This window comes from Hydrotalea flava (assembly GCF_001623405.1).
Classification (GTDB): Bacteria; Bacteroidota; Bacteroidia; order Chitinophagales; family Chitinophagaceae; genus Hydrotalea; species Hydrotalea flava.
The window spans coordinates 76,349-98,867 of the sequence record NZ_LUHG01000050.1; the positions used below are offsets into that span (position 1 = coordinate 76,349).

15 protein-coding genes and 1 riboswitch are annotated in these 22,519 nt (G+C 36.8%); of the genes, 5 read left to right on the plus strand and 10 right to left on the minus strand.

Features of this window, described 5'->3' with window-relative positions:
* Both A0F92_RS05795 and A0F92_RS05800 read left to right on the plus strand, forming a co-directional pair.
* A complete protein-coding gene (locus A0F92_RS05795) occupies nt 1-879 on the plus strand; it encodes an alpha/beta hydrolase (RefSeq protein WP_167516837.1) in 879 nt (292 codons plus the stop codon).
* A gap of 10 nt (nt 880-889) precedes the next feature.
* Complete coding sequence (locus A0F92_RS05800; RefSeq protein WP_068242713.1) at nt 890-1,357, plus strand: GNAT family N-acetyltransferase; 468 nt, start codon at nt 890-892, stop codon at nt 1,355-1,357.
* A 350-nt stretch (nt 1,358-1,707) separates the two neighbouring features.
* On the opposite strand, the gene A0F92_RS05805 is transcribed toward A0F92_RS05800, so the two are convergent.
* The 5 genes from A0F92_RS05805 to uvrA all read right to left on the minus strand — a co-directional run bounded on the left by A0F92_RS05805 (nt 1,708) and on the right by uvrA (nt 11,016).
* Nucleotides 1,708-2,790: an efflux RND transporter periplasmic adaptor subunit gene (locus tag A0F92_RS05805; protein ID WP_068242716.1), complete on the minus strand. Its 1,083-nt coding sequence runs from the start codon at nt 2,788-2,790 to the stop codon at nt 1,708-1,710.
* 68 nt (nt 2,791-2,858) lie between these two features.
* Nucleotides 2,859-6,098 carry an efflux RND transporter permease subunit gene (locus A0F92_RS05810; protein WP_253810211.1) on the minus strand — a complete coding sequence of 1,080 codons (3,240 nt, stop codon included), beginning with the start codon at nt 6,096-6,098 and terminating at the stop codon, nt 2,859-2,861.
* 5 nt (nt 6,099-6,103) lie between these two features.
* Entirely contained in the window at nt 6,104-7,510 is a 1,407-nt protein-coding gene (locus tag A0F92_RS05815) for a TolC family protein (RefSeq protein WP_068242722.1), read from the minus strand.
* A 43-nt stretch (nt 7,511-7,553) separates the two neighbouring features.
* Nucleotides 7,554-7,940 (minus strand): hypothetical protein, encoded by a 387-nt coding sequence (locus tag A0F92_RS05820; RefSeq protein ID WP_068242725.1) that lies wholly within the window; start codon nt 7,938-7,940, stop codon nt 7,554-7,556.
* Nucleotides 7,941-8,097: 157 nt separating this feature from the next.
* Complete coding sequence (gene uvrA / locus A0F92_RS05825) at nt 8,098-11,016, minus strand: excinuclease ABC subunit UvrA (RefSeq protein WP_068242854.1); 2,919 nt, start codon at nt 11,014-11,016, stop codon at nt 8,098-8,100.
* 157 nt (nt 11,017-11,173) lie between these two features.
* Nucleotides 11,174-11,281: riboswitch (SAM riboswitch) on the plus strand.
* Between the two features lie 132 nt (nt 11,282-11,413).
* On the opposite strand from uvrA, the gene A0F92_RS05830 reads away from it, so the two are divergent.
* The gene (locus A0F92_RS05830; protein ID WP_068242728.1) at nt 11,414-12,670 is read left to right on the plus strand and encodes a homoserine dehydrogenase; all 1,257 of its coding nucleotides are present in this window, start codon (nt 11,414-11,416) and stop codon (nt 12,668-12,670) included.
* A gap of 72 nt (nt 12,671-12,742) precedes the next feature.
* Here the strand turns inward: A0F92_RS05830 and A0F92_RS05835 are convergent, their stop codons facing one another.
* The gene (locus A0F92_RS05835; protein ID WP_167516839.1) at nt 12,743-13,570 is read right to left on the minus strand and encodes a hypothetical protein; all 828 of its coding nucleotides are present in this window, start codon (nt 13,568-13,570) and stop codon (nt 12,743-12,745) included.
* A 752-nt stretch (nt 13,571-14,322) separates the two neighbouring features.
* On the opposite strand from A0F92_RS05835, the gene A0F92_RS05840 reads away from it, so the two are divergent.
* Nucleotides 14,323-15,066: a hypothetical protein gene (locus A0F92_RS05840; RefSeq protein ID WP_068242734.1), complete on the plus strand. Its 744-nt coding sequence runs from the start codon at nt 14,323-14,325 to the stop codon at nt 15,064-15,066.
* Between the two features lie 145 nt (nt 15,067-15,211).
* Complete coding sequence (locus A0F92_RS05845; RefSeq protein ID WP_068242737.1) at nt 15,212-16,036, plus strand: hypothetical protein; 825 nt, start codon at nt 15,212-15,214, stop codon at nt 16,034-16,036.
* Nucleotides 16,037-16,136: 100 nt separating this feature from the next.
* Here A0F92_RS05845 and A0F92_RS05850 read toward each other — a convergent pair whose 3' ends face one another.
* The 4 genes from A0F92_RS05850 to A0F92_RS05865 form a co-directional block, all read right to left on the minus strand.
* Complete coding sequence (locus tag A0F92_RS05850) at nt 16,137-18,215, minus strand: T9SS type B sorting domain-containing protein (RefSeq protein WP_068242740.1); 2,079 nt, start codon at nt 18,213-18,215, stop codon at nt 16,137-16,139.
* 664 nt (nt 18,216-18,879) lie between these two features.
* A complete protein-coding gene (locus tag A0F92_RS05855; protein WP_068242743.1) occupies nt 18,880-19,878 on the minus strand; it encodes a PorP/SprF family type IX secretion system membrane protein in 999 nt (332 codons plus the stop codon).
* 596 nt (nt 19,879-20,474) lie between these two features.
* A complete protein-coding gene (locus A0F92_RS05860) occupies nt 20,475-20,891 on the minus strand; it encodes a DUF4293 family protein (RefSeq protein ID WP_068242746.1) in 417 nt (138 codons plus the stop codon).
* Nucleotides 20,892-20,934: 43 nt separating this feature from the next.
* Complete coding sequence (locus A0F92_RS05865; RefSeq protein ID WP_007743935.1) at nt 20,935-22,215, minus strand: serine hydroxymethyltransferase; 1,281 nt, start codon at nt 22,213-22,215, stop codon at nt 20,935-20,937.
* Between the last annotated feature and the right edge of the window lie 304 nt (nt 22,216-22,519).

Genomic DNA, 22,519 nt, shown 5'->3' on the forward strand with positions numbered 1-22,519 from the left:
ATGAAAGTCATCAACCGTTTCTGTTATCTTTTTTTTATTGGAATAATGCTAACCCTCTTTTTAGCATGCAACAAACATAACATAACAGCTAATCATGCACCGTTGGCTGCGCAAAACCTGATGAATGTTGCTTATGTACCAGACCCTTTACAAAAAATGGATGTGTATTTACCGGTAGGGAGAGATACAATACACACCAAAGTATTAATGCTCATTCATGGTGGCGCATGGACATCAGGCGACAAAACAGATTTTGATACCGCCATACTAACATTGCAAAATAGTTTACCCAATTTTGCATTGTGCAATATCAATTCCCGTTTGGCAACCATTCAGGGAGCCAATGTATGGCCTACACAATTATCAGATATCAATAGTGCATTTCAATCCCTGCAACAGCAGCAAGCCAAGTATGTTATTAACACCAGTCAATCGGCTGTTTTTGGTGCCAGTGCCGGAGCCCAATTGGCCTTGTTATTGGGATATACGCATTCTGATAAAATTAAAGCAATCATTGATTTATTCGGACATACAGATTTGGCTGCTTTGTATTACAATGCCCCCAATCTGTTGTACCCCTCATTACTATCCATTTTCCTGAACGGAACACCTGCTACCAATATGCCGGCCTACATCAGCGCCAGTCCTCTATATTTGGTCAATACATCAAAACTACCACTTACTATTATTTTTCATGGAACTGCAGATGATGTGGTACCCATTAGTCAAAGTGATAGTTTAAATAATCGGTTAAGCAACTATGACATTACTCATCAATATATTCAATATGCCGGTGCAGGACATGGGGGGACAGGAGTAAACTTAATTGACACATACAACAAAAGCATCCAGTTTTTACAACAGATAATGCCCAATTAAAAATTACACAATGGAAGATATAAATCAAACAATTGAGTGGAAGTTAAAAACATTCGACACACTAACGCCTCATGAATTATACAATGTACTGAGGCTGAGAAGTGAAGTATTTGTGGTAGAACAAAATTGCGTGTTTTTAGATATGGATAATAAAGACCAGTTCAGTTACCATTGTATGGGTTTTATTAACGAGCAATTAGTTGCTTATACACGTTTAATAGCACCGGGCAAGGTATACCAATTTATGAGTATAGGAAGAGTGGTTACTGCACCAAATTTTCGTAAACAGAAAATAGGGCGTGCATTAATGCTACATTCAATTGCATCTTGCTATGAATTGTTTGGAAAAGCTCCTATACAAATTGGTGCGCAATTGTATTTAAAACAGTTTTATGAATCGCTTGGTTTTGTACAAAGCAGTGATGTATATGATGAAGATGGAATAGATCACATAGAAATGATTAAACAGCCAGATTAAATGTATGGGAATTAGCCTACAAAATAAGCATAGTGATTACCAACAGTTATAGTGCATAAAAGAATATGATATGAGTAAAGCAAGAATCCCGGGTAATTTTGCATAGTTGAAAATAAAGAAAATATATGCGTAAAAACGGGTTTATCATTATACTGGCATTATTGGTGATTATTGTGTTGGGTACAGTTTTTTATACATCTGCACGGACAACCGGATGCAGCTACTGCTTTATTCATGCGCTTTGCAACCAAAACTAACATAGAATGACATACCAAATAAGATAAGTATCATAAAACATAAAGCGACCGAAAATTACTTCCCGGTCGCTTTTTATTTATCAGTAATGCTATTTATGCATGAATGGTACTTCCATCTTTAATATCATCACTTGGATTACTAATTATTTCTTCACCGGGTTGTATTGCACCATACACTTCAATCTGAGTGCCATCATCATTTCCGGTATGTACATCTACTTTAACTGCTTTTCCATTTCTGACAACAATTACATACTTTCTTTCAGTAGAAGTAATTACGGCCGATTTTGGAACTACCATTGCATTGGGATTTCCTTTTGTAAACAATTGTACTTCTACAAACATACCTGGAGAAAGCATGTAATTATTATTATACACGTCAACCTCCATCCGTTGGGTTCTAAATTGAGGATTAACATTATAAGAATTTCTGCTTACAAAACCAATATTCCTTTTTCCCGGAAAAGCACTGGTATAAAAGGCAATTGTATCTTTATCTTTAAAATGAGCAGCAATATCTTCCGGTACATCAATTTGTAAACGCAGGTGTGCTATATCTTTCAGTTCTAACATACGTTGATCTTTAATAGCTGCACTTACCAGCGCACCGGGATGCACATTTCTTTCAGTTATCACTCCGGAAAAAGGTGCAAACACTTTTAAATAACCCAGCATGGTTTCCTGGTATTTCCAGTTGGCCTTTTCGGCATTACTTAATGAACTATCGGCTTGCACTTTGGTTCGCGCTGCAGATACATCTAATGGAGAAATAGCACCGGGTGTTTTAGCTGCTTCTAACAAACGAACATAATTTTCTTTGTCAATAGACAAATCTGCCTTAGACCGTTCGTATCTTTCTTTGGCTTGTAACATGGCTTGTTCTAATTCCGGATCTTCCAACACCATTAAAAGCTGGCCTTTTGAAACCCTGGAACCAATATCCACCAAAACACTGTTTACATAGCCATTCACCTTGGGAAAGATACTTACTTCCTGATAGGCAGCGAGTTTGGCCGGTAATTTTAATGCCACACTTACGCCACCTTTCTTTACAGTTGCTATTGTATAATGTGTGGTGGTATCTACGGTAGGCGGGTCTTTTTGCTTTTCTACTTTTTTAGAAGAGCAGGATGCAAGCATCAATAAAGTACTGAAAAGAACAATATAATATTTCATTGTGGTAAATTTTATAGTTAATTATTGAATAAAATGAATAGCATATAAAATAAAATAGTTATTTTATGTTACGCGGGATTGGGTGCAGGGTCATCTTTTGCCCCATCTTCAGGTAACAGAGATACATCCTTGAATGAAGCTTTTTGTTGTACCCATCCATATACCAAAGGCACTATGAATAAGGCAGCTACTGTAGATGCAGCCAATCCGCCTATCACCGCACGACCTAATGGAGCTGATTCATCGCCTGCTTCACCCAAACCACTTGCCATAGGTATCATACCTGCTATCATGGCAAGGCTGGTCATTAAGATAGGCCTTAGCCTGATACTGGCAGCTACTACTGCTGCTTTAAACGGATCTTTATATTCTAACCGTAAAGACTCAGCATTGGTTACAATAAGAATGGCATTAGCTACCGATACACCCGTTGACATAATAATACCCATATAAGATTGCAGGTTCAGCGTTGCACCTGTGGCCAGCAACATGAGCATGGAACCCAGCAATACTGCAGGTACAGTTGCCAATACTGATACTGCTAAACCAAATGATTGATAATTTGCTGCCAATAACAACAATATTACAATAATGGCTGCTAACAATCCACTTTGCAATGAATCTAATGTTTCAACCAGCAGCGAAGACATTCCTTTTACCTGTGTAACTAATCCGGCTGGCGGTGTGCCAGATTGATGAATCGCTGCCTGCACTGCAGTAGTAGCAGCTCCTAAATCTTTTTTATAAATGTTGGCACTAATTACAACAAAACGTCTGGGGCCACTTCTGTCATATTCACCCGGTAAACTATCCACTGAAAGCGTAGCTACATCTGATAATACCGGTCTGGCTTGCCCTTTTACCAGCGGAGTAGCCTGTAATTCTTCCAATGAATTCATGGCATATTCCGGAATTTGTACCTGTGTTTGATAGGTATAAGAGTTATTGGGATCTAACCAGAAATTTTTATTGGTATAACGACTGGAAGAGGTACTGGCAGTAATACTTCGCGAAACATTATCAATGGTTAAACCCATTAACGCCAATTTTTCACGATCTACTTTTATATTGATGGTAGGATATTTTAAAGGCTCTGCAATTTGCACATCGCGCAGAAAAGAAATTGCCTTCATATTTCCCATTACCCGATTGGCATAATTCTCAATATCGGTCATATTCTTACCCGCTACGCGAACCTCAATGGGTGTTGATGCACCTTGTGCCATAATTTTCTCGGTTAATTCAATGGGCTCAAAAGAAATTTTAATATCAGGATATGCTTTGGCAATGGCATACCGTAATTTTTCTTTTAAGTTTTCCATATTCACCTTATACTTTTCATTCAAATTAATTTGAATAACGGCTTCATGCGTACCACTATTAAAAATATATAAATTACTGGTACCAAAATTACTGGGCACCAATCCTACATAGGCAGAAGATATTTCAACATTATTATCAACTGTTGAATCAATAATATTCAAAACACCTTTGGTAGCCCGCTCTGTAACTTCTAAACGGGTTCCATCGGGTTCTCTTAACCGAAGTTGCAATTCTCCGGTGTTGGTTTTAGGCAATAAATCTTTACCTATAATCACAAAACAAAATCCGGCTGCTCCAAATGCCAATATCAAATAAACAATTACAATCAGTTTACGCTTGGGCATCCACTTGGTTAAGCGGCTGGCTAATGCCACTTTAATCCGTTGAAAGAAGTTGTCTTCTTCCTGGTGTTCTTCGTCTTCTTTGGTATGCTCAATTACTTCGGCATCTTCCTGCTGGTCTAATGCCAAACCTGCATGTGCATGTTGTTTGGTATGGCTGTATTTGTTGAACATATCTTCTTTCAACAACCAGTTTGAAATAACCGGCACCAAAGTTTGAGCACCAACATAAGATACAATCATTGCAAAGGCAATGGATAATGATAATGGAAGGAACATGGCTCTGGGTACGCCCGACATTACAAATGCAGGTGCAAACACCGCCAGAATACATAATAAAATTAATAAAAGCGGGAACGATATTTCCTGACAGGCATCTAAAATGGCTTGCTTCTTGGGCTTACCCATTTCTAAATGCTGGTGTATATTTTCAATGGTTACCGTTGCCTGATCCACCAATATTCCAATAGCCAAAGCCAAACCACTCAAAGTCATAATGTTAATGGTTTGTCCCGCCATTTTTAAGAAGAACACAGCACTCAAAATGGCTACCGGAATTGTAATAATTACCACCACACTACTTCGCCAATCCTGCAAAAACAGCAATACCATTAACCCCGTTAATATGGCTCCCAAAATACCTTCTGTCATTAAGCTTTTTGCCGAGTTAATTACAAACACCGACTGGTCAAACGCATATTGAATATGCACATCGCTGGGCAAAAGGCTCTGCATTTCAGGAAGTTTTGCACGTAAGTTTTGCACTACTCCCCAAGTTGAGGCACTGGCTGTTTTTACTACCGGTATATAAACCGAACGTTTGCCATTAATTAATGCATAGTCTACCGTAATATCCGCCCCATCGGTAACTTTTGCTACATCTTTTACAAAAATAGAAGTAGCATTGTTACTCACAATGGGTATGTTTTCAAAGTCTTTTACTTTGGTTTCTAAAGAATTTACCGAAGTAACATACATGGTACTGTCAATACGTATGTTACCGGAAGGAGAAATGGCATTATTCTTTGCAATAGCTTCTACCACCTGATCGGCCGATAAGTTAAATGAGCTTAATTTGGTAGGGTCAATATTGATTAATACTGTACGTGCATTAGAACCGAAAGGTGGAGGTGCAGACAAACCCGGTACCGTTGCAAACAAGGGACGAATACGTGTAACGGCCAGGTCAAAGATATCTTTTAGCGGTCGGGTCTTGCTGCTGAATACCAACTCACCTACCGGTAATGATGAAGCATCGAACCGAATTACGGTAGGAGGCAATGCACTTGGCGGGAAGAATGCCATGGTTCGGTTTACCTGTAAGGCTACCTGCGCCGAAGCTTCCGCCATATTTGCATCTTCATAAAAGGTAAGTTTAATTAAAGTTAAGCCCTGAATATTTTTACTTTCAATATTCTTTACTCCATCTATATACAAAAACTGATCGGCCATACGGGTTGCAAAAAAGCCTTCCATTTGTGCGGCCGACATACCACCATATTGCTCAATGACATAAATGGTGGGTGAATTAAGTTTAGGGAATATATCAATAGGTATGGTTCGTAAAGCCATTACTGCAAACAGCAATAACCCTGCAAACAATACAATTACCGTAATGGGCCTTTTAAGGGCTGCTCGTACCATATAAATTATTTTATTGTTTGGATGAATGAATCAATTGTGCCTGCTGCGGCAGATTTATCTAAATTAGCCTGTAACCAGTTGGTAATAGTTTGAATATAATCTGTTTGGCTGCGATATAATACAAAAGCAGAGTTGGTTAAATCAATCAGATTAATTAAACCGGCATTGTATTGCGCAACTTTTTGATGATAGGCATCGCGAGCCGATTGTAATTGAATGGGTATTTCCTGCAAATTTTTCTGAATGATGTCAATAGAAGCCAATGACTTTTGATAGGCATTCGATAAATATAATTTTTGCTGTTGCAAATCATAGTCGCTGGATTGTGTAGCAAACTTGTTCACAGCCATTTGATCTTTGCGATGAATACCATCAAATAAATTATAGGTAAATGCCAAACCCAGTGCGTAGTTATACCGTTGGTACCCAAATCCGGTACCGATAGTTTTGTATTGATCCTGATAATCGATGCTGGAACCGCGACCCCAAAAACCACCTGCTAAATAAATTTTAGGCTGGTAAGTTTTTTGAATCAACTTACCCTGTGCCATATATCTATTTTTGATTTGCTGATAATAATCAATCAGCGGATTGCCAAGGGTATCTATAGCATTACTAAAATTATTTTGCTGTATAAGATTATTAAATCGTCCAACCGCGGTATCAACATTTAATCTTTGAATAGGTATTCCGGTAAGCATAGAAAGTTGTTCGCGTAAACGAAGCACCACATCTGACTGATTATTTAAATTAATACGCGCTTTGGCTAATTCTGCCTTAGCTAAAGAAGAATCTACACCGGGCTTTAAACCACTGGCAGTTTGTGCTCTAATTACACTAAATAAGGTTTCATAACGCCGAACATTATCTTGTTCTACACCTAACTGCTGTATATTTTTTAATAAGGCCAGATAATAATTCGCAACATTTAGTTTCAGCAGATATGATTCTTTTGCATAATCTGCTTCACTAAATTTTTCATTGGCCTTTGCATCTTCTACACGTGCTTTATTCAATCCAAAATTATACAACTCATACTGGCTGTATATCATACCCAGATTGCCTGAGGCAGCTTGTGAATTATTATCGGCGGTTATGCCACCTGCTGTTGGAATAGCAATTCCCAAAGGAAGAAAGGTTCCGGTAACACCATTGGCAGTGGCCATTGTTATCTGATCATGCACCTGAAGTGATGGCAATGCAGCATGTTTGGCATCCATAATACCCGCTTTAGCACTGGCTATTAAAGCCTGCTTACTCATAATAGATGGATAATACTGCAATGCAGAATCTGTTAATTGAGGTAATGAGTAAAATGGCTGGGTTGTTTGGCCGGTAACAGTTACACTACTACCTATCCATACAACAATTAGCATACAGCCAATTATTGACTTTCTGTTTAATACAAACATATAACCTGTTGGTTTTTAAAATGAAATAAAAGAAATGATTGGTTTACATACCTGCGGGTGGCCCTCTCAGCGCCAGGGTATGCTGAAAATAAGATACAAAAGATTCCCTATATTTGCAATAGGGAATGTAAATAAATAATAGCGGAATAATGGCTAATACAAAGAAAGTAGAAGCTGCTACAGTTTCCGGCTGATAACGTTTGTTTAAACGAATATTATCTCCCCGTTGAGAACTATTGTGCGTGTAAACTGCTTTTTTAAAATATTGATGCGGCTGATAAGTTTCATGTAAATGAAGCTGTGTATAAATAATTTGATCTTCAGGTACTGCATCAAAATTAAATAGCAACTGTACCCCAAAAAAAAGTATATACAGGATAAAAAAAAGTAACTTAACAATTAAATTATATGCTTTGTAAAAGCGATGCATGGGTTACTGCTATTTCTACTGCAAAGCTAAACAGGAACAATAAAATTTTTTGTTAGAAATGCAAAGAATAGATTAGAAGTGGATTAGAATTTTTAAATTGCAGCATATTGCATCTGATTATAGATGAAAACACAGCCAATACAAACAGTTGTAAGTATTATCCGCCTACTCTTTTATTTGTTTTCTTTGAAGTAGTTTGAATAAATTGTTTTAATTCTAATGCCAGAAAATGTCCCGTATGACTGTCTTTTACAGCACACAAACCCTCTGGCGTTCCTTCAAATAATACTTTTCCGCCACCTGCACCACCTTCCGGACCTAAATCAATAACATAATCTGCTTGTTTAATTACATCCAGATTATGTTCAATCACCAATACAGTATTACCCCGGTTCACTAATTTTTGTAATACATCCATTAACAACATAATATCTTGAAAATGGAGACCGGTAGTAGGTTCATCTAAAATATAAAAGGTTTTACCGGTATCTTTTTTTCCTAACTCGGTTGCTAATTTTACCCGTTGTGCCTCACCCCCACTCAGTGTTACAGCACTTTGCCCTAAAGTAATATAACCCAGCCCTACATCTTGTAGTATTTTTATTTTACGATAAATCCAGGGAACAGGTTGAAAAAAATCACAGGCCTCATCTACCGACATATCCAACACATCGCTAATAGATTTGCCTTTATATCTTATTTCAAGTGTTTCGCGGTTGTACCGCTTGCCATTGCATTTTTCGCAGGGCACATATACATCAGGTAAAAAATTCATTTCAATTACACGCATCCCGCCGCCCTCACATACCTCACAACGGCCTGTTTTTACATTAAAAGAAAATCGTCCGGCATTATAGCCGCGTATTTTTGCCTCCGGTACCGATGCAAACAAGGTACGTATATCTGTAAAAAATCCACAATAAGTAGCAGGGTTACTGCGTGGTGTGCGACCAATGGGCGATTGGTCAATTTCAATTACCTTGTCTATATATTCCAACCCTTTAATGGCTTTGAAGGGCATGGGTTTTATGCGCGAATGATAAGCATGTGCCGCCAATAGCGGATAAAGCGTTTCATTAATCAGGCTAGATTTACCACTACCACTAACACCAGTAACCAATATTAAAGTACCTAAAGGAAAATGTACCGAAACATTCTTTAAATTATTACCCGATGCACCTTTCAATTCAATCAATTGGCCAGTCCCTTTTCGTCTTCCCGCCGGTATAGGAATATGAATGCTTCCATTTAAATAACCGGCTGTGGGTGTTTGTAACTGCATTACTTCTGCAGGTGTTCCTGCAGCAACCACACTACCACCCATTTTACCGGCACGCGGTCCAATATCTATTAAATAGTCAGCAGCCAGCATAATGTCTTTATCATGTTCCACTACCAGCACACTATTGCCTATATCTCTTAAATTTTGCAAAGCCTGTATGAGCCTGTGATTATCCCGCTGATGTAATCCGATAGATGGTTCATCTAAAATATAGGTAATACCCTGCAGTTGTGAACCGATTTGTGTAGCAAGCCGTATCCGTTGACTTTCTCCTCCACTCAATGAGCGGGATGGTCGGTTTAAATGCAAATAAGTTAAGCCTACGTTGGTTAAAAACCCTAAACGATCATTAATTTCTTTTAAAACATCTTTAGCAATAACGCTTTGCTTTTTGCTTAATTTTTTGGGTAGTTGCTGAAACCATTGGGTTAATAAATCCAAACTCATATCACCCAATTCTGCAATATTTTTACCATCAATTTTAAACCATAAACTTTCTTTTTTTAAACGGGCACCATTGCAGGAGGGGCAGGTTTTCAGCTCCATAAATTGCTCCACCCATTCTCTGGTAGTTTCAGTACTACCAGAAGAAGTAAACCATCTCTTCAACATAGGAATTATACCTTCAAAAGATCCGGTATATCCCTGGCTTGCTATGAATGCATCATCTGAGGCATTCAATAAAGTATTGGCATCGTCTGGCAATTCGGTACCGTATAACAATAAATTCAGTTCAGTGTTACTGAGGGTGGCAATAGGTTTATCAATATTGATTTTATGTTTTTTTGCAAATGCAGCCATTTGCTGAAACAATTGGGCGTTTCGCTCCTGACCCAGGGGGGCAATTCCACCATCTTTTACTGAAACATTTTTATCAGGAATAATTTGCGTTAAACTAACTGAATAAATGGAACCCAGGCCCTTACATACCGGGCAGGCACCATAAGGCGAGTTAAAAGAAAATGCATTGGGCGATGGCTCTTCATAGCTAATACCAGTATCCATACACATAAGCCTGCTGCTGTATTGCACTAATTTATTGGTATCATTTATCAATAAAAACATCAGGTCTTTACCCATTTTTAAAGCCTGCTCCACACTTTTTGTAATACGCAAGTGCATATCCGTTGAAACCGGCATACGGTCAATTACCACTTCAATATCATGCACTTTATACCGGTCAACCTGCAGTTTAGCCGTTAAATCTTTTATCTCACCATCAATTCGTACCTTTAAAAAGCCTTTTTTTCTTATTTCTTCAAATAATTCGCGATAGTGCCCCTTGCGGCCTCTTACCAATGGCGCAAGAATGGAAATTTTTTGATTGGGAAATGAAGTATAAATATGATCAATGATTTCTTTTTCAGAGAATTTTACCATCTTTTTCCCGGTTTCATAACTGTAGGCATCTGCTACACGTGCATACAACAAACGTAGAAAATCATACACCTCAGTTACCGTACCTACTGTTGAGCGCGGATTTTTATTGGTAGTTTTTTGTTCTATAGAAATAACGGGCGATAAACCGGTAATTTTATCAACTTCAGGCCGCTCCATATCGCCAATAAACTGGCGGGCATAGGCACTAAAACTCTCCATGTAACGGCGTTGGCCTTCATTATAAATAGTATCAAAAGCCAGGGATGATTTACCACTGCCACTTACACCGGTAATAACTACCAATTTATTTTTAGGAATAGAAACATCTATATTTTTTAAATTATGTTCCCTTGCACCCATTATTTCAATAGCATCGGTAACACCGGCACCATCTGTCACTACCTTATTCTTCATTTTTTTTGCCATAAAATTGTATCAAAGATAGGAACAAGCCTTTGAAGGAATTGTTGACTCGTTTTGCAACAGCATAGAAAGCTAATTCCATCCGATTAAAAAAAATATTTGGAAATTTGAAACCGCTCATTGTACTTTTGCGCCAGTTCTTTTTTATCACTTATCAAGAAAGGCAGAGGGAATTGGCCCAATGAAGCCTTGGCAACCCATGTTTTTATAACATGAAGGTGCCAACTCCATCCCATACCAATGGGAAAGATAAGTCAGTCAATTTTTATTTACATCCCCCTAATATAGATGTATTATATAAAGCCTGCCTGATTTATCAATGGCGGGCTTTTTTGTTACCGGTTCTTTTGTCCAGATGATTTTTAATTAATTATAACTAGAATTTATTATGCAACATCAATCATTACACATTGGTTTATTTGGCTTTGGGATAGTAGGAGAAGGTTTATACAAAGTATTGCAGCAAACCCCCTCATTAAAGGCAGAGTTAACAAAAGTGTGTATTAAACACCCGCAGAAAAAAAGAAATGCGCCCGACCAGTTATTTACAACCGATAAAAACAGTTTATTATTTGATGAACACATTAATGTAATTGTAGAAGTAACCGATGATGCTGAAGCCGCATTTGAAATTGTTGCTACTGCATTGCGCAATGGAAAGGCAGTGGTAAGTGCCAATAAAAAAATGCTGGCAGAACATTTACCTGAGCTGCTGCAGATACAATTGGAAACCGGTTGCTCCTTATTGTATGAGAGTGCCGCCTGTGCATCCATTCCTGTTATCAGAAATTTAGAAGAATACTATGATAATGATTTGTTGCATGCCATTAAAGCTATAGTCAACGGATCTACCAATTTTATTTTAACCAAAATGTTTGAAGATCAACTGAGTTTTTCGGAGGCACTTTTACTGGCGCAACAATCGGGTTTTGCAGAAAGCAATCCTGTGTTGGATGTGGAAGGATATGATGCTGTAAACAAATGGTCGCTTTTATTAAATCATGCTTACGGAATTGTAGAGCATCCTAAAAATATTCTGTTTACAGGCATCCAAAGCATACAAACTGCAGATGCACAGGTAGCCCAGGAAAAAAAATATGAAATAAAATTAGTAGCACAAGCTAAGAAATTAAAAGATGGTAACGTATCTGCATTTGTGTTACCTCAATTTACAAAAACAGACGAACCTCTTTCATTTGTTAAAAATGAATACAATGGCGTAGTCATTGAAAGCGGCTTTGCCGACAAACAGTTTTTTTATGGAAAAGGAGCAGGCAGCTTCCCAACGGCATCGGCTGTTTTGAGTGATATTGCCGCTCTGCGCTACCAGTACAAATATGAATATAAAAAACTATATCACCACCAGCCGCATACCCTTACACATGATTTTTACCTGAAAATATACCTTAGTTTTACCGATTGGCACTACATCCCAAAAGATGATTTTGAGTGGATAGAAGAATGGCATGCCGGCGAAGCAAGAAAATATTTGATTGGTGTTATACATGCCAGTCATTTATATGACCAAACATGGTGGAAGGAAAATGAAACCTCTTTGATTGTAATGCCCGAACCCATTATTGAAAATGTAGAAATTGTAAAACTGAAAAAAAGAAGTTTAGAACTGGCAGGTGTAAATTTATAGATAAAATAAAACATTTTGCTACACTTAAAAGATGGGAAAGTTTCGAGTGCTTTCCCATCTTAATTTACTTAATTATTCTAAAATTTGTTTTACCAAATTTTGTGATGACTCTTTCACAAACCGGGTAATTACTTCACGGGTAATTAATCTTTGTGCAGTAATTTTTACATCTCCCTGTTGAACATAAGGCTCACTGCAATTATCACCCAAACAACTCACCAAATAATCGCAGGGTGCATTATTACAGGGTGAATAGTTATAGGTAAAAGAACCAATATAATCGTTATCTTTTACCCTAATTAATTTAAACTCAAGTTTTAACCCATATAAATAAATGGTATGGGCACAGTTGTGTATATTGGTATTGATAACACCATGCCGGCCTTTGGTATGGTAACTGAATGCATTAAAGGCATAAGGCACATACTGAATATTGCTTAATTCCAGTATCAAATCCGTTTCTGTTAATTCCTTTATTTTAGAATAATCGCTCACACTTTTGTCGCCCAGCACTTTATCAAACAATGCCCTGTCGCGAACCGTAAAGCCCCCTTTTAGCAACTCCTTTTCAATAGTATTATATACATTTAAATCATACAAATTGTTATTCGGATCAAAGATTCCGGAAGAGCTAATGTTATTGGCATTTGTATTTTTATCTTGTTCCAGAATCTGCTGATTGGCATGTGGAACCCTTAATACAATACTCGGACTAACACTATTCTTAATAAAGCCCACTTTGGCGGCATTTTTTACTACTTCATCTCTATCAGCTTTGTAACTAAAAATACCGTCAAAAACAACCGGGGAAGGTGCTTTCGGAGGGGTGCTGGCAATGGCCATACACAAAAATAGAGCAATGACCAGCATTGGTGCAATGAGCGAGGTAAATCTTTTCATGTTATTGTTTTTTTAGCAAGGTTGAAAAAAGCAGGAAGACCAAAATAATAAGCAGGTAAGTCAGTATATCCAACCAATCAAACGTACCCCCAATAAAGCCAAAGTATTGTAATATTTCCGTTAAAAATGGTACTACTAATATAGTTATTATTCCGGCTTTCTTCAAATAATTTAATTCTTTTAATAGTAAGGTTAGCAGGCATAGGGCAAGACACCACAACCCGTCTGCAAAGTAACCAAGCAAAAAATGCCTGATACAAGTGGAATGAATCACAAAAACAGGATGAATAGAACGTTGCAGCACATGAAACAGAAATATATTGGGCTGCAGTAAAAAATAATTCAGAAAACCTATAACCAAACAGATGGCGATACAGATAATGAATACTTTATGATGGGTCGAAAAATGAAAATGAAACATTTTTTCGTTTTAATTTTTAATTCCTCCCTCGTAATATGTGAAAAAAAGTACTAAAAAAACTTTTAAATTAATCTTATTAATCATACTGAATTTACTCTGAATACAATTTGAAATCTTAAAAATCAACACCTAAGCCATCTAATTTACAATAAAATCAGGCTCTATCGCACTATTTATTTGCATTTCCATCTAAATTTCCAAATTATTCATATTTATCACCTGACCGGTTTGGCTGATAAAACAGCAATATCAAAAATTATTTCTGGCATAAAAATTGTTTTTGGAATAAATATTCATCCAATTCTATTTTCAAACTTTAAAAATTACAATTATGAAAACAATGATTCAATCAACCATTTTCATGACTGCCCTGTTTTTTTGTATCAGAACAGATGCACAAATTATTAATGTAGGAGGAACTATAAGAAGCACTACTGCTGCAACTGTTAATGCCGAAAGAGCAACAACTGCTGCTTCAAGAGCCGTTATCAATACTTCTAATGCAGTCAATGCAGAAAGTAAAGCTGCAACAAAAGAATCAAAAAGTGCAGCCAGACGTACTTCAAAACAACTGAAAGCAGAATCAAACAATAATGTTTCAGGAAGTACAAATTCAAATAGCTATTTGAATACTGAACATCAAGGCAGCAATACGAATATGAATGCTTCAATAGAAAGTAACACCGAGGTATCAGGGAATAGCGAATTACACAAAAATATGGCAGGCAGTGCAAATACAATCAAAAGCGATGCTACAAAAGAAGCTACCAATGTTAAGGGCGTTTTAGAGTCTTCAGCACATGCCAATGCAAGTGTTCAAACAAATGCAAATGAAAATGCTGCCTTTAAGAGTGGTTCTGATAAAGGTTCTCTACAAAATAATTTAAATGCAGACAATTCTGCTCATGTTAATGCAGATCTTAATACTAAACCAGCAAAAAAGTATGTGAAATCTAAAGAAAACGAGGCTAATCAGACTATTCACTCAGCAAGGAATAAAGCTTCCCAAGAAAAGAAAGAAGCAAAAATTAAAGTTGCTGCTAAAGCCAACTCAGAAACTTCCATCCATAATTAATTTCAAAGAAAAGAGGCTACTTAAAAAAATTAATAGCCTCTTTTCCTTAATATAATGCGCATACAAATTTTTAGGTTTTCAATGGTTTTCAGGAAATCTGTTCTATAAAAAGTGTTTTATTTTATTAATTTTAATAAATATTTATATGATTAATAAAATTGCAATAATAATGTTGGGTACTTTCAGCTTTATTTTATCAATTGTGCAACTTTATGCACAGAATGATACCACACGTTCTAATGAATTCTCTTTCGGAATAAATGGTGTTTCCAGATTCCAATATTTTGGAAGAACAGATAGTTTACAGAGCAGCGGTATGGTGCCTTATATTGGTTATCAACTCAAATGTGGCTTATATGCACAGGGAAGCTTTATATTTTTAGAAAATTCTACCACCAGTTTAAACTATACAGGAGCATTGGGAGAAATTGGTTATAGATTCCAATCTACGAAAAATTTTAATGGCAATATTTTTTTTACTAAATTATTCTACAATGAAAATAGCACTTTAGTGCAATCGGCTTTACAATACCAAAGTGGTATCAATGCTGCTTATACCAACAAAGTAATTAATTTTAATTTCAGTGCTGATCTAAAATTCAGTAACAAAACTGATATTGGAATTTCTCCAGGTTTAGACCATATATTTATTCTAAAAATAAGAAATAAAATTCCCATGGCACTTGCAATTGATCCAACAGCCTATGCATATTTTGGTACTCAAAATTTTTCAAGAACGTATCTTGAAAAAAGTTCAATATTATTTATCCCCATTTCTCAACAAACTGTTACAGATAATAGTGTAAAATTTAATTTACTTTCATATGAATTTTCAGTGCCGATTGTTTTTGTAGCAGGAAAATTTAATATTAATATTACTCCCTCCTATACAATACCCATGAATCTTATTCCGGGCGAATATGGTAAAAATTTGTTTTACATTGCTTTTGGATTGGGTATTAGAATTTAATAAGCGTTCGGCTGGCTGTAAATTATATTTTAAACTACACAAATACGGAACTACTATGAGATGTTCATAAAATCAATAAAATTTAAAACCAATAGATTTTTTATCGTAATAAAGTAGTGCTTCCTTCCCTGTAAATTCTTTGGCCTTTTTCATTAGAAGCTTCGGCTACCCAAACATAGGTATCAATAGGTTGTAAAGTACCATTTACGGTGCCATCCCATCCATTGCCTTCATCGGCCGTTTGAAACAATAGCCTGCCTTTACGATCGTATACTCTAAAGAAATTCAAACGGTTGTAGCCAATTAAATTCACCAACAATCTATCATTTTGCCCATCGCCATTGGGTGAAAATACATTGGCCACATAAATGCCGGCATTGGCTGTGGCATTTACTGCTACTGTATCAGTAACAGTACAACCGGATGCGGCAGTTACCATAACGGTATATTGCTGACGGCCGGCAGTTACATTCAATAACGGATTAGCAGTATTGGCATTTACAAAAGCTGTAGCAGGTTGCCATTGGTACTGAACCCCTACTCTGCCGGTCTGTAAACGGATGGCAGTTTGTTCTGTTTCTATAACAGGCAATAGCTTTCCTGCATCAGGACGATCAATATGAAGGGTTTTCGTGAAAGCAGTGGTAAACCCAATACAAACCTGTGAAGTAATTTTTAATTGTACTTTTACATCACCTGCACTAGCATAAGTAAAAGCAGGATTCGCTGCATTGCTGGTATTGCCTTTATCATCAGTCCACTCAAAATTTACCGGGCCACTATTGTTTACATCAGATAAATTCTGGAACTGCACCGGCAGGTTCGCACAATAATTAGTATAGCTAAATCCAACTTTGGGTTTTGCAATACCGGTTATGGTTACCTGCACAATGGCCGGATTGGAACAACCATTTGTATCTGTCAATTTAACGCCATAATTCCCCGGGGTGTTAACCGGCAATATTTGTGCATTTTCCTGCAATGGCTGTTGATTCTTAAACCATTGGTAAGCCGCTGCATTGGGAGCCATCAATTGTAATTGACTACCCTCGCAAAGTATGGTTCCTTTGGGTGCCATTACTTTGTTCACCGGTACATCATGCACTTGTATACTGGTACTGGTAGTAGTGGTACAACCGCTGCTATCTTTTACGGCATAGTATAATTGAACTGAACCGGGATAATTGGCCATTAAAGTACCATCGGCTTGTAAACTGGCAGGTAAATTAGTAGCCGCACCATTTGATATTACTGTAGTGGTAAGGCTCCAAACTCCATTAGCAGGCGTACCTTTCAGTGTAACTTTTTCTCCTTTGCATACACTATTCTTTGTATCAATGGTAACAGTACTGGCGGCACCCATTACTTCCAATACAATTGGAACCTGAATCAACAACACATCATTATCCTGAATGGTCAATTGTAACTGCACCACCCCGGCATAAGCAGGTGTGGCAGTAAAATGAAGCAGTCTGTTTCCATTGGCACCTAATACCTGCACTGCAGAATCCGGCAGAAAAGTTTGATTTGAAGAGGTTACCAGGCATGAAAGATGTGCTAATTCTATTGGATCACCGGTAATGGTAACCGGAATATCAGTGATGGCATTACCCAGACAAATTTTTTGTGCTGCAATGGGCTGCACACGAATAGATGTATGGTTATCAGCATATTTCAAAGCTTCATCCAATACCAAGGTAACCAAAGAGCCATCCATCAGCCCATTGTGTTCAATGGTAACATTGGTAAAAGGCTCGGAAGCGTGCACCTGTATGCATGTACCCGCATCGACCCCCTTACAGGTTAACTGATTACCGGCAATCGTCCATTTATCAGCACAACCGGAAAGTATACTAATTTGAACGTTCCCCCTGTTTACTGAAAAAGTAAAGGTTTCAGTAGTATCAGCAGCATTGATATTGTACACCATATCATTTACCCCTTGTGAAAATGTATTGGTAAATGAAGCAGGCCCATAGGCACCCAGCCATATACTGCCCGGTTTGGTAGCCACACCACAACTGCTCCAGGCAGCACCATAATCAACAAAAGAACCGGAACCAAAAGATGTAACTGCAATGTTGTTATAGGTAAAAGGAAAATCAGCAAACCCTTTTTCAAACTGAAAAGACTGTGCGCCTGCACTAAAAAAAATCACCATTCCCATGAAGCTCATCATGTACTTCAACAGGAATGGTAGTCTTTGAAAAATTATATGGTTTTTCACAGTTTTCATGGAAATCAGACAGGGAACATCGTTCCCTCTAATAAAGGTAGTTATGCATATTCAAAGACATTGTAACAAAGGGAAGTAAAGAAAAGCCGTAGCTTTTGATAATATTGTGTAGTAATCATAATAGTTGAATGTAGTAAAGATTTTGGCTTCAGTTATTTTAAATTAAATAATGGATGGTATTTGAAAGAAATTGAATTAATTCAATCAAAAAAATGGCGTATCCATGCTTTTTTTTCAAAAGAATAATAAAAGCAATACAGGTTTTGTAGTAATATTCAAATTTGGATTCATTGAATTAACCTCACCTTGACAATCTATTACAGGCAGTAGCATCAAAGATGCTATGTTACGCATGATTAGCAATCATACACAGGAGCACAAAAAAGTAAAACTTAATTTATATACTATATTTTTATTTATTATTCGGAGATGAATAAAAACGACAGAAATAATAAAATTACAATCTGATCACTTTCATTGGTACCAACAAAATGCCGGTAAATGCATGATGCATACCGGCATTTGTTTTGGTTTCAAGCAGTTTATAATTATGTTATACTCCCCTGTAATTTGTTTAATTGCATATATTTGTTATTAGCAACATTGTTTAATACTGTATAATCTTCTTAACGGGCCTTGGTTGGTGTTTGGCAGAAAAGAACTGCCAGGCAAAACTCAACTCCATACTCTGTACACTGTTGGATGCTGTTTTTACGCCTGAAGTAACCACGTCATACGTTAAACCCGCTATCCATCTTTCTGATTCTAATCCAATGTATGGATACACTGCATCGCCAAACCGATCCCATACTCCCACATTAAAACTCCTTAATGTTTTGTCCTTCACACTAATTTTATAAACAGCTCCTAAGGAATGAATGCTGTTCTGACCCTGCATCTCCGATATTTCACTAAACAATAACTGGTTGTGGTTCGCTAAATTAAAATACACGCCTCCCTGTATACTATACCTTGCTTCAACAGTATAGGTTGAGTTTAAATACACGCCATCTCTGGGTTTGGATGCATGAAATACTGCTGCACCTAAATTAAAGCCCCACTTCGTATCTGTATAATTGTAGTTTAAACCGGCATTCACTTCTAAGTAATGATTGCTTTGTATGGTTACCGGATCGTTAGAAGGAACACTTCTTTGAAAACCCATGCTACCAAACTGCGACTGAAACTCAAACTTACTGGGATCAACCAATCGGCCTGCATAGTTGGCGGTTAAACCGGCACCTAAATGATGATGGCCTGCTCTATCCAATGTTATATTATAAGCTGCACCCAAACTTAGATAAGTATCTTTCAATAACCCGTTATTCGACTCATCACTGAATAGCATCATGCCAATACCTAACTGATTATCGCCGGTGCTATTCGTGGCTATCCGTTTTTCAATGGAAGCAGTATAGGTATTATAAGGTGCTACGGTTCCTCCCCACCATTGGCGCCGTAATGTGCTGGTTAAACGCCAATCTTCCACATCTTTTCCAATCAGGGATGGATTAATGGTCATGGGTGAACTAAAGTATTGCGAAAAATGCGGATCTTGTGCATTGGCACTGTTAACGGCTCCAGCTAATATTAGTATAATCCACATTATGAAATTGTAAATACATCTATTAGGCATATTGCAGGATTAAGATATTGAATTAAAATGGCGAATGAATAGCCGCATTTTATTCATGATTTAATTATTTTATATTAAATAAAATTCAATCACTAAAACTTTATTTAAATTTTCTCTGACAATTCATTTGTATTGTCAAAATAGTATTCAAATTTTTAATTAATTAACAATAGTTAATAATAAAACAAATAACACTAATAAGCGAACTCGGATTTATTCCATTTTATCAATTGCAGGTAAGAAATAACTAAACAAAATTAGTAATACATTAATGGAAAGATTTTAAAAGAAATTTAATCTGATTTAAAAGAAAAACAAAATAAATTTAATATAAATTTATAAATTATTGATAAATAATAATTTAAAGTTAAATTGAAGAATTTGTAGTAGTATTCTTACAATTTTTTTTAAATTAATACTATAAAATTTTAAACAGTATTGAAACTGAAATGTAACAAATTTATCAATCAAATATTTTTATTTGCAAATATAAAAAGGCTCTTTATCACCAATCCACCTTTAAATAGTCAACTCATTAGGAAATTAAATAAGTATTCTACTAACGTTTATCTCAATCTGTCTACACTTTTCACCAATTGTTCATCCTTATACATGCCACGCATGGCCAATATTAACCAAGCAGGCATAGCGATATAAACCAGTACCGAAATTTCATAAGCGCCCTGCACAAATTGTTTGGTTTGAAGGTAGAGCAGAAATAGCTGTAAAAGTGATACCAGAAACAATAGTAGCGTTAACCACAACTGCTGCTTACGGTTTTTGTATAGAAAAATAAATACCAAGGCTATTATTCCAATTGCTACCGTAATAATATTCAACAATATGGTTGTATTGCCGGTAACTGATTGATAACTGCCGGCCTGGTCAGCAATTTTATTTCCACTGTAAAATGGCAGTTTTAAAGTGGCAAAAGCACAAACAGCGGTTAACAGTAACCAAAAAGATTGAATACGTTGTATCATAAAACAGTAATTGATTCATTCAGAAATGATTATACAAACTCCTTTAACCCAATTCAGGATACAATGGGAACTGCAGCATCCAATCATTCACCTGTTTTTTCACCTTTTCAACAGTGGATGTATCATCAGCATTCATTAATACCGTATCGATGGCATTTACCACAAATTGCATATGCTCTTCCTTGCACCCTCTGGTTGTAATAGCAGGCACGCCAAAACGAATACCGGAAGTTACAAAAGCACTTTTATCATCATAGGGTACCATGTTTTTATTGGCTGTAATATCAGCCCGGCCCAGTACCTGTTCTGCTTTTTTTCCGCTGATATTTTTATTACGCAAGTCAATGAGCATTAGATGATTATCGGTTCCGCCACTTATAATCTTGTATTCTTTGTCCACAAAAGCCTTTGCCATGGCTTGTGCATTCAATTGTACTTGTTTGGCATATTGTGTAAATTCGTCTGAAAGTATTTCACCAAAAGCCACTGCTTTGGCTGCAATAACATGTTCCAACGGACCGCCTTGTGTGCCTGGAAATACGGCCATATCAATTAAATGGCTCATCATTCTAATATTTCCTTTCATATCTTTTAATCCAAACGGATTCTCAAAATCTTTTCCCATCATAATCACACCACCTCTCGGACCTCTTAAAGTTTTGTGGGTTGTTGATGTTACAAAATGGCAATGTTCAAATGGATTTCCTAACAACCCTTTGGCAATTAATCCTGCCGGATGTGCAATATCTGCCATTACAAAAGCACCTACTTCATCGGCCACTTTTCTAATACGGGCATAATCAATATCTCTGCTATAGGCACTGGCACCACAAATAATGAGTTTAGGTTTAACACTGCGGGCTTTTTCTTCCAGCATGGCATAATCTAATAAGCCTTCTTCTTTGGTAACTCCATAAAAATGAGGTTGGTATAACTTACCGCTAAAATTCACGGCCGCACCATGGGTTAAGTGGCCGCCCATACTTAAATCCAATCCTAAAATAGCATCGCCAGGTTGCAAAACAGCCAGCATTAATGCAGCATTGGCCTGCGCGCCGCTATGTGGTTGTACGTTTGCATACTCAATATTAAATATTTGCTTTAAACGGTCAATAGCCAATTGTTCAGTTTGGTCAACTATTTCACAACCACCATAATACCTTCTGCCTGGGTATCCTTCGGCATATTTATTTGTCATTACCCCACCCATGGCCTGCATTACCTGTAAACTGGTAAAATTTTCTGAAGCAATTAATTCAATGCCTCTGCGCTGTCTTTCTAATTCCTGCTGTATAAGGTTAAAAACCAAGGTATCTCTTTGCATAAATTGGCGTATTTAAAATAAGGGGTAAAATGATGAAACAAATAATATTTCCTGCAAAAATAGTTCTTCATATTTAGCTTGCCATAACTTGTTTATAACACTGTAAAAAAAGATGATTTGCTGATAAAAAAAAGTTTTCCCTATTTTCACACCCCAAAATATTGGTTGGAAAGGTTTGTAAAGATGCTACTGCCCTGTAATTAAGCATCCCGCATTCCAAACAAATTTTTACGAAACCAATCCGAATGCATAGTTTTAATGAGCAGAATCGTTTAATCAACGAAACAAAACCGACTCTCTAGTA

Coding starts and splice junctions, on each gene's coding strand:
- A0F92_RS05795 (WP_167516837.1), top strand. CDS start 1: ATGAAAGTCATCAACCGTTTCTGTTATCTTTTTTTTATTGGAATAATG.
- A0F92_RS05800 (WP_068242713.1), top strand. CDS start 890: ATGGAAGATATAAATCAAACAATTGAGTGGAAGTTAAAAACATTCGAC.
- A0F92_RS05805 (WP_068242716.1), bottom strand. CDS start 2,790: ATGAAATATTATATTGTTCTTTTCAGTACTTTATTGATGCTTGCATCC.
- A0F92_RS05810 (WP_253810211.1), bottom strand. CDS start 6,098: ATGGTACGAGCAGCCCTTAAAAGGCCCATTACGGTAATTGTATTGTTT.
- A0F92_RS05815 (WP_068242722.1), bottom strand. CDS start 7,510: ATGTTTGTATTAAACAGAAAGTCAATAATTGGCTGTATGCTAATTGTT.
- A0F92_RS05820 (WP_068242725.1), bottom strand. CDS start 7,940: ATGCATCGCTTTTACAAAGCATATAATTTAATTGTTAAGTTACTTTTT.
- uvrA (WP_068242854.1), bottom strand. CDS start 11,016: ATGAAGAATAAGGTAGTGACAGATGGTGCCGGTGTTACCGATGCTATT.
- A0F92_RS05830 (WP_068242728.1), top strand. CDS start 11,414: ATGCAACATCAATCATTACACATTGGTTTATTTGGCTTTGGGATAGTA.
- A0F92_RS05835 (WP_167516839.1), bottom strand. CDS start 13,570: ATGAAAAGATTTACCTCGCTCATTGCACCAATGCTGGTCATTGCTCTA.
- A0F92_RS05840 (WP_068242734.1), top strand. CDS start 14,323: ATGAAAACAATGATTCAATCAACCATTTTCATGACTGCCCTGTTTTTT.
- A0F92_RS05845 (WP_068242737.1), top strand. CDS start 15,212: ATGATTAATAAAATTGCAATAATAATGTTGGGTACTTTCAGCTTTATT.
- A0F92_RS05850 (WP_068242740.1), bottom strand. CDS start 18,215: ATGATGAGCTTCATGGGAATGGTGATTTTTTTTAGTGCAGGCGCACAG.
- A0F92_RS05855 (WP_068242743.1), bottom strand. CDS start 19,878: ATGTGGATTATACTAATATTAGCTGGAGCCGTTAACAGTGCCAATGCA.
- A0F92_RS05860 (WP_068242746.1), bottom strand. CDS start 20,891: ATGATACAACGTATTCAATCTTTTTGGTTACTGTTAACCGCTGTTTGT.
- A0F92_RS05865 (WP_007743935.1), bottom strand. CDS start 22,215: ATGCAAAGAGATACCTTGGTTTTTAACCTTATACAGCAGGAATTAGAA.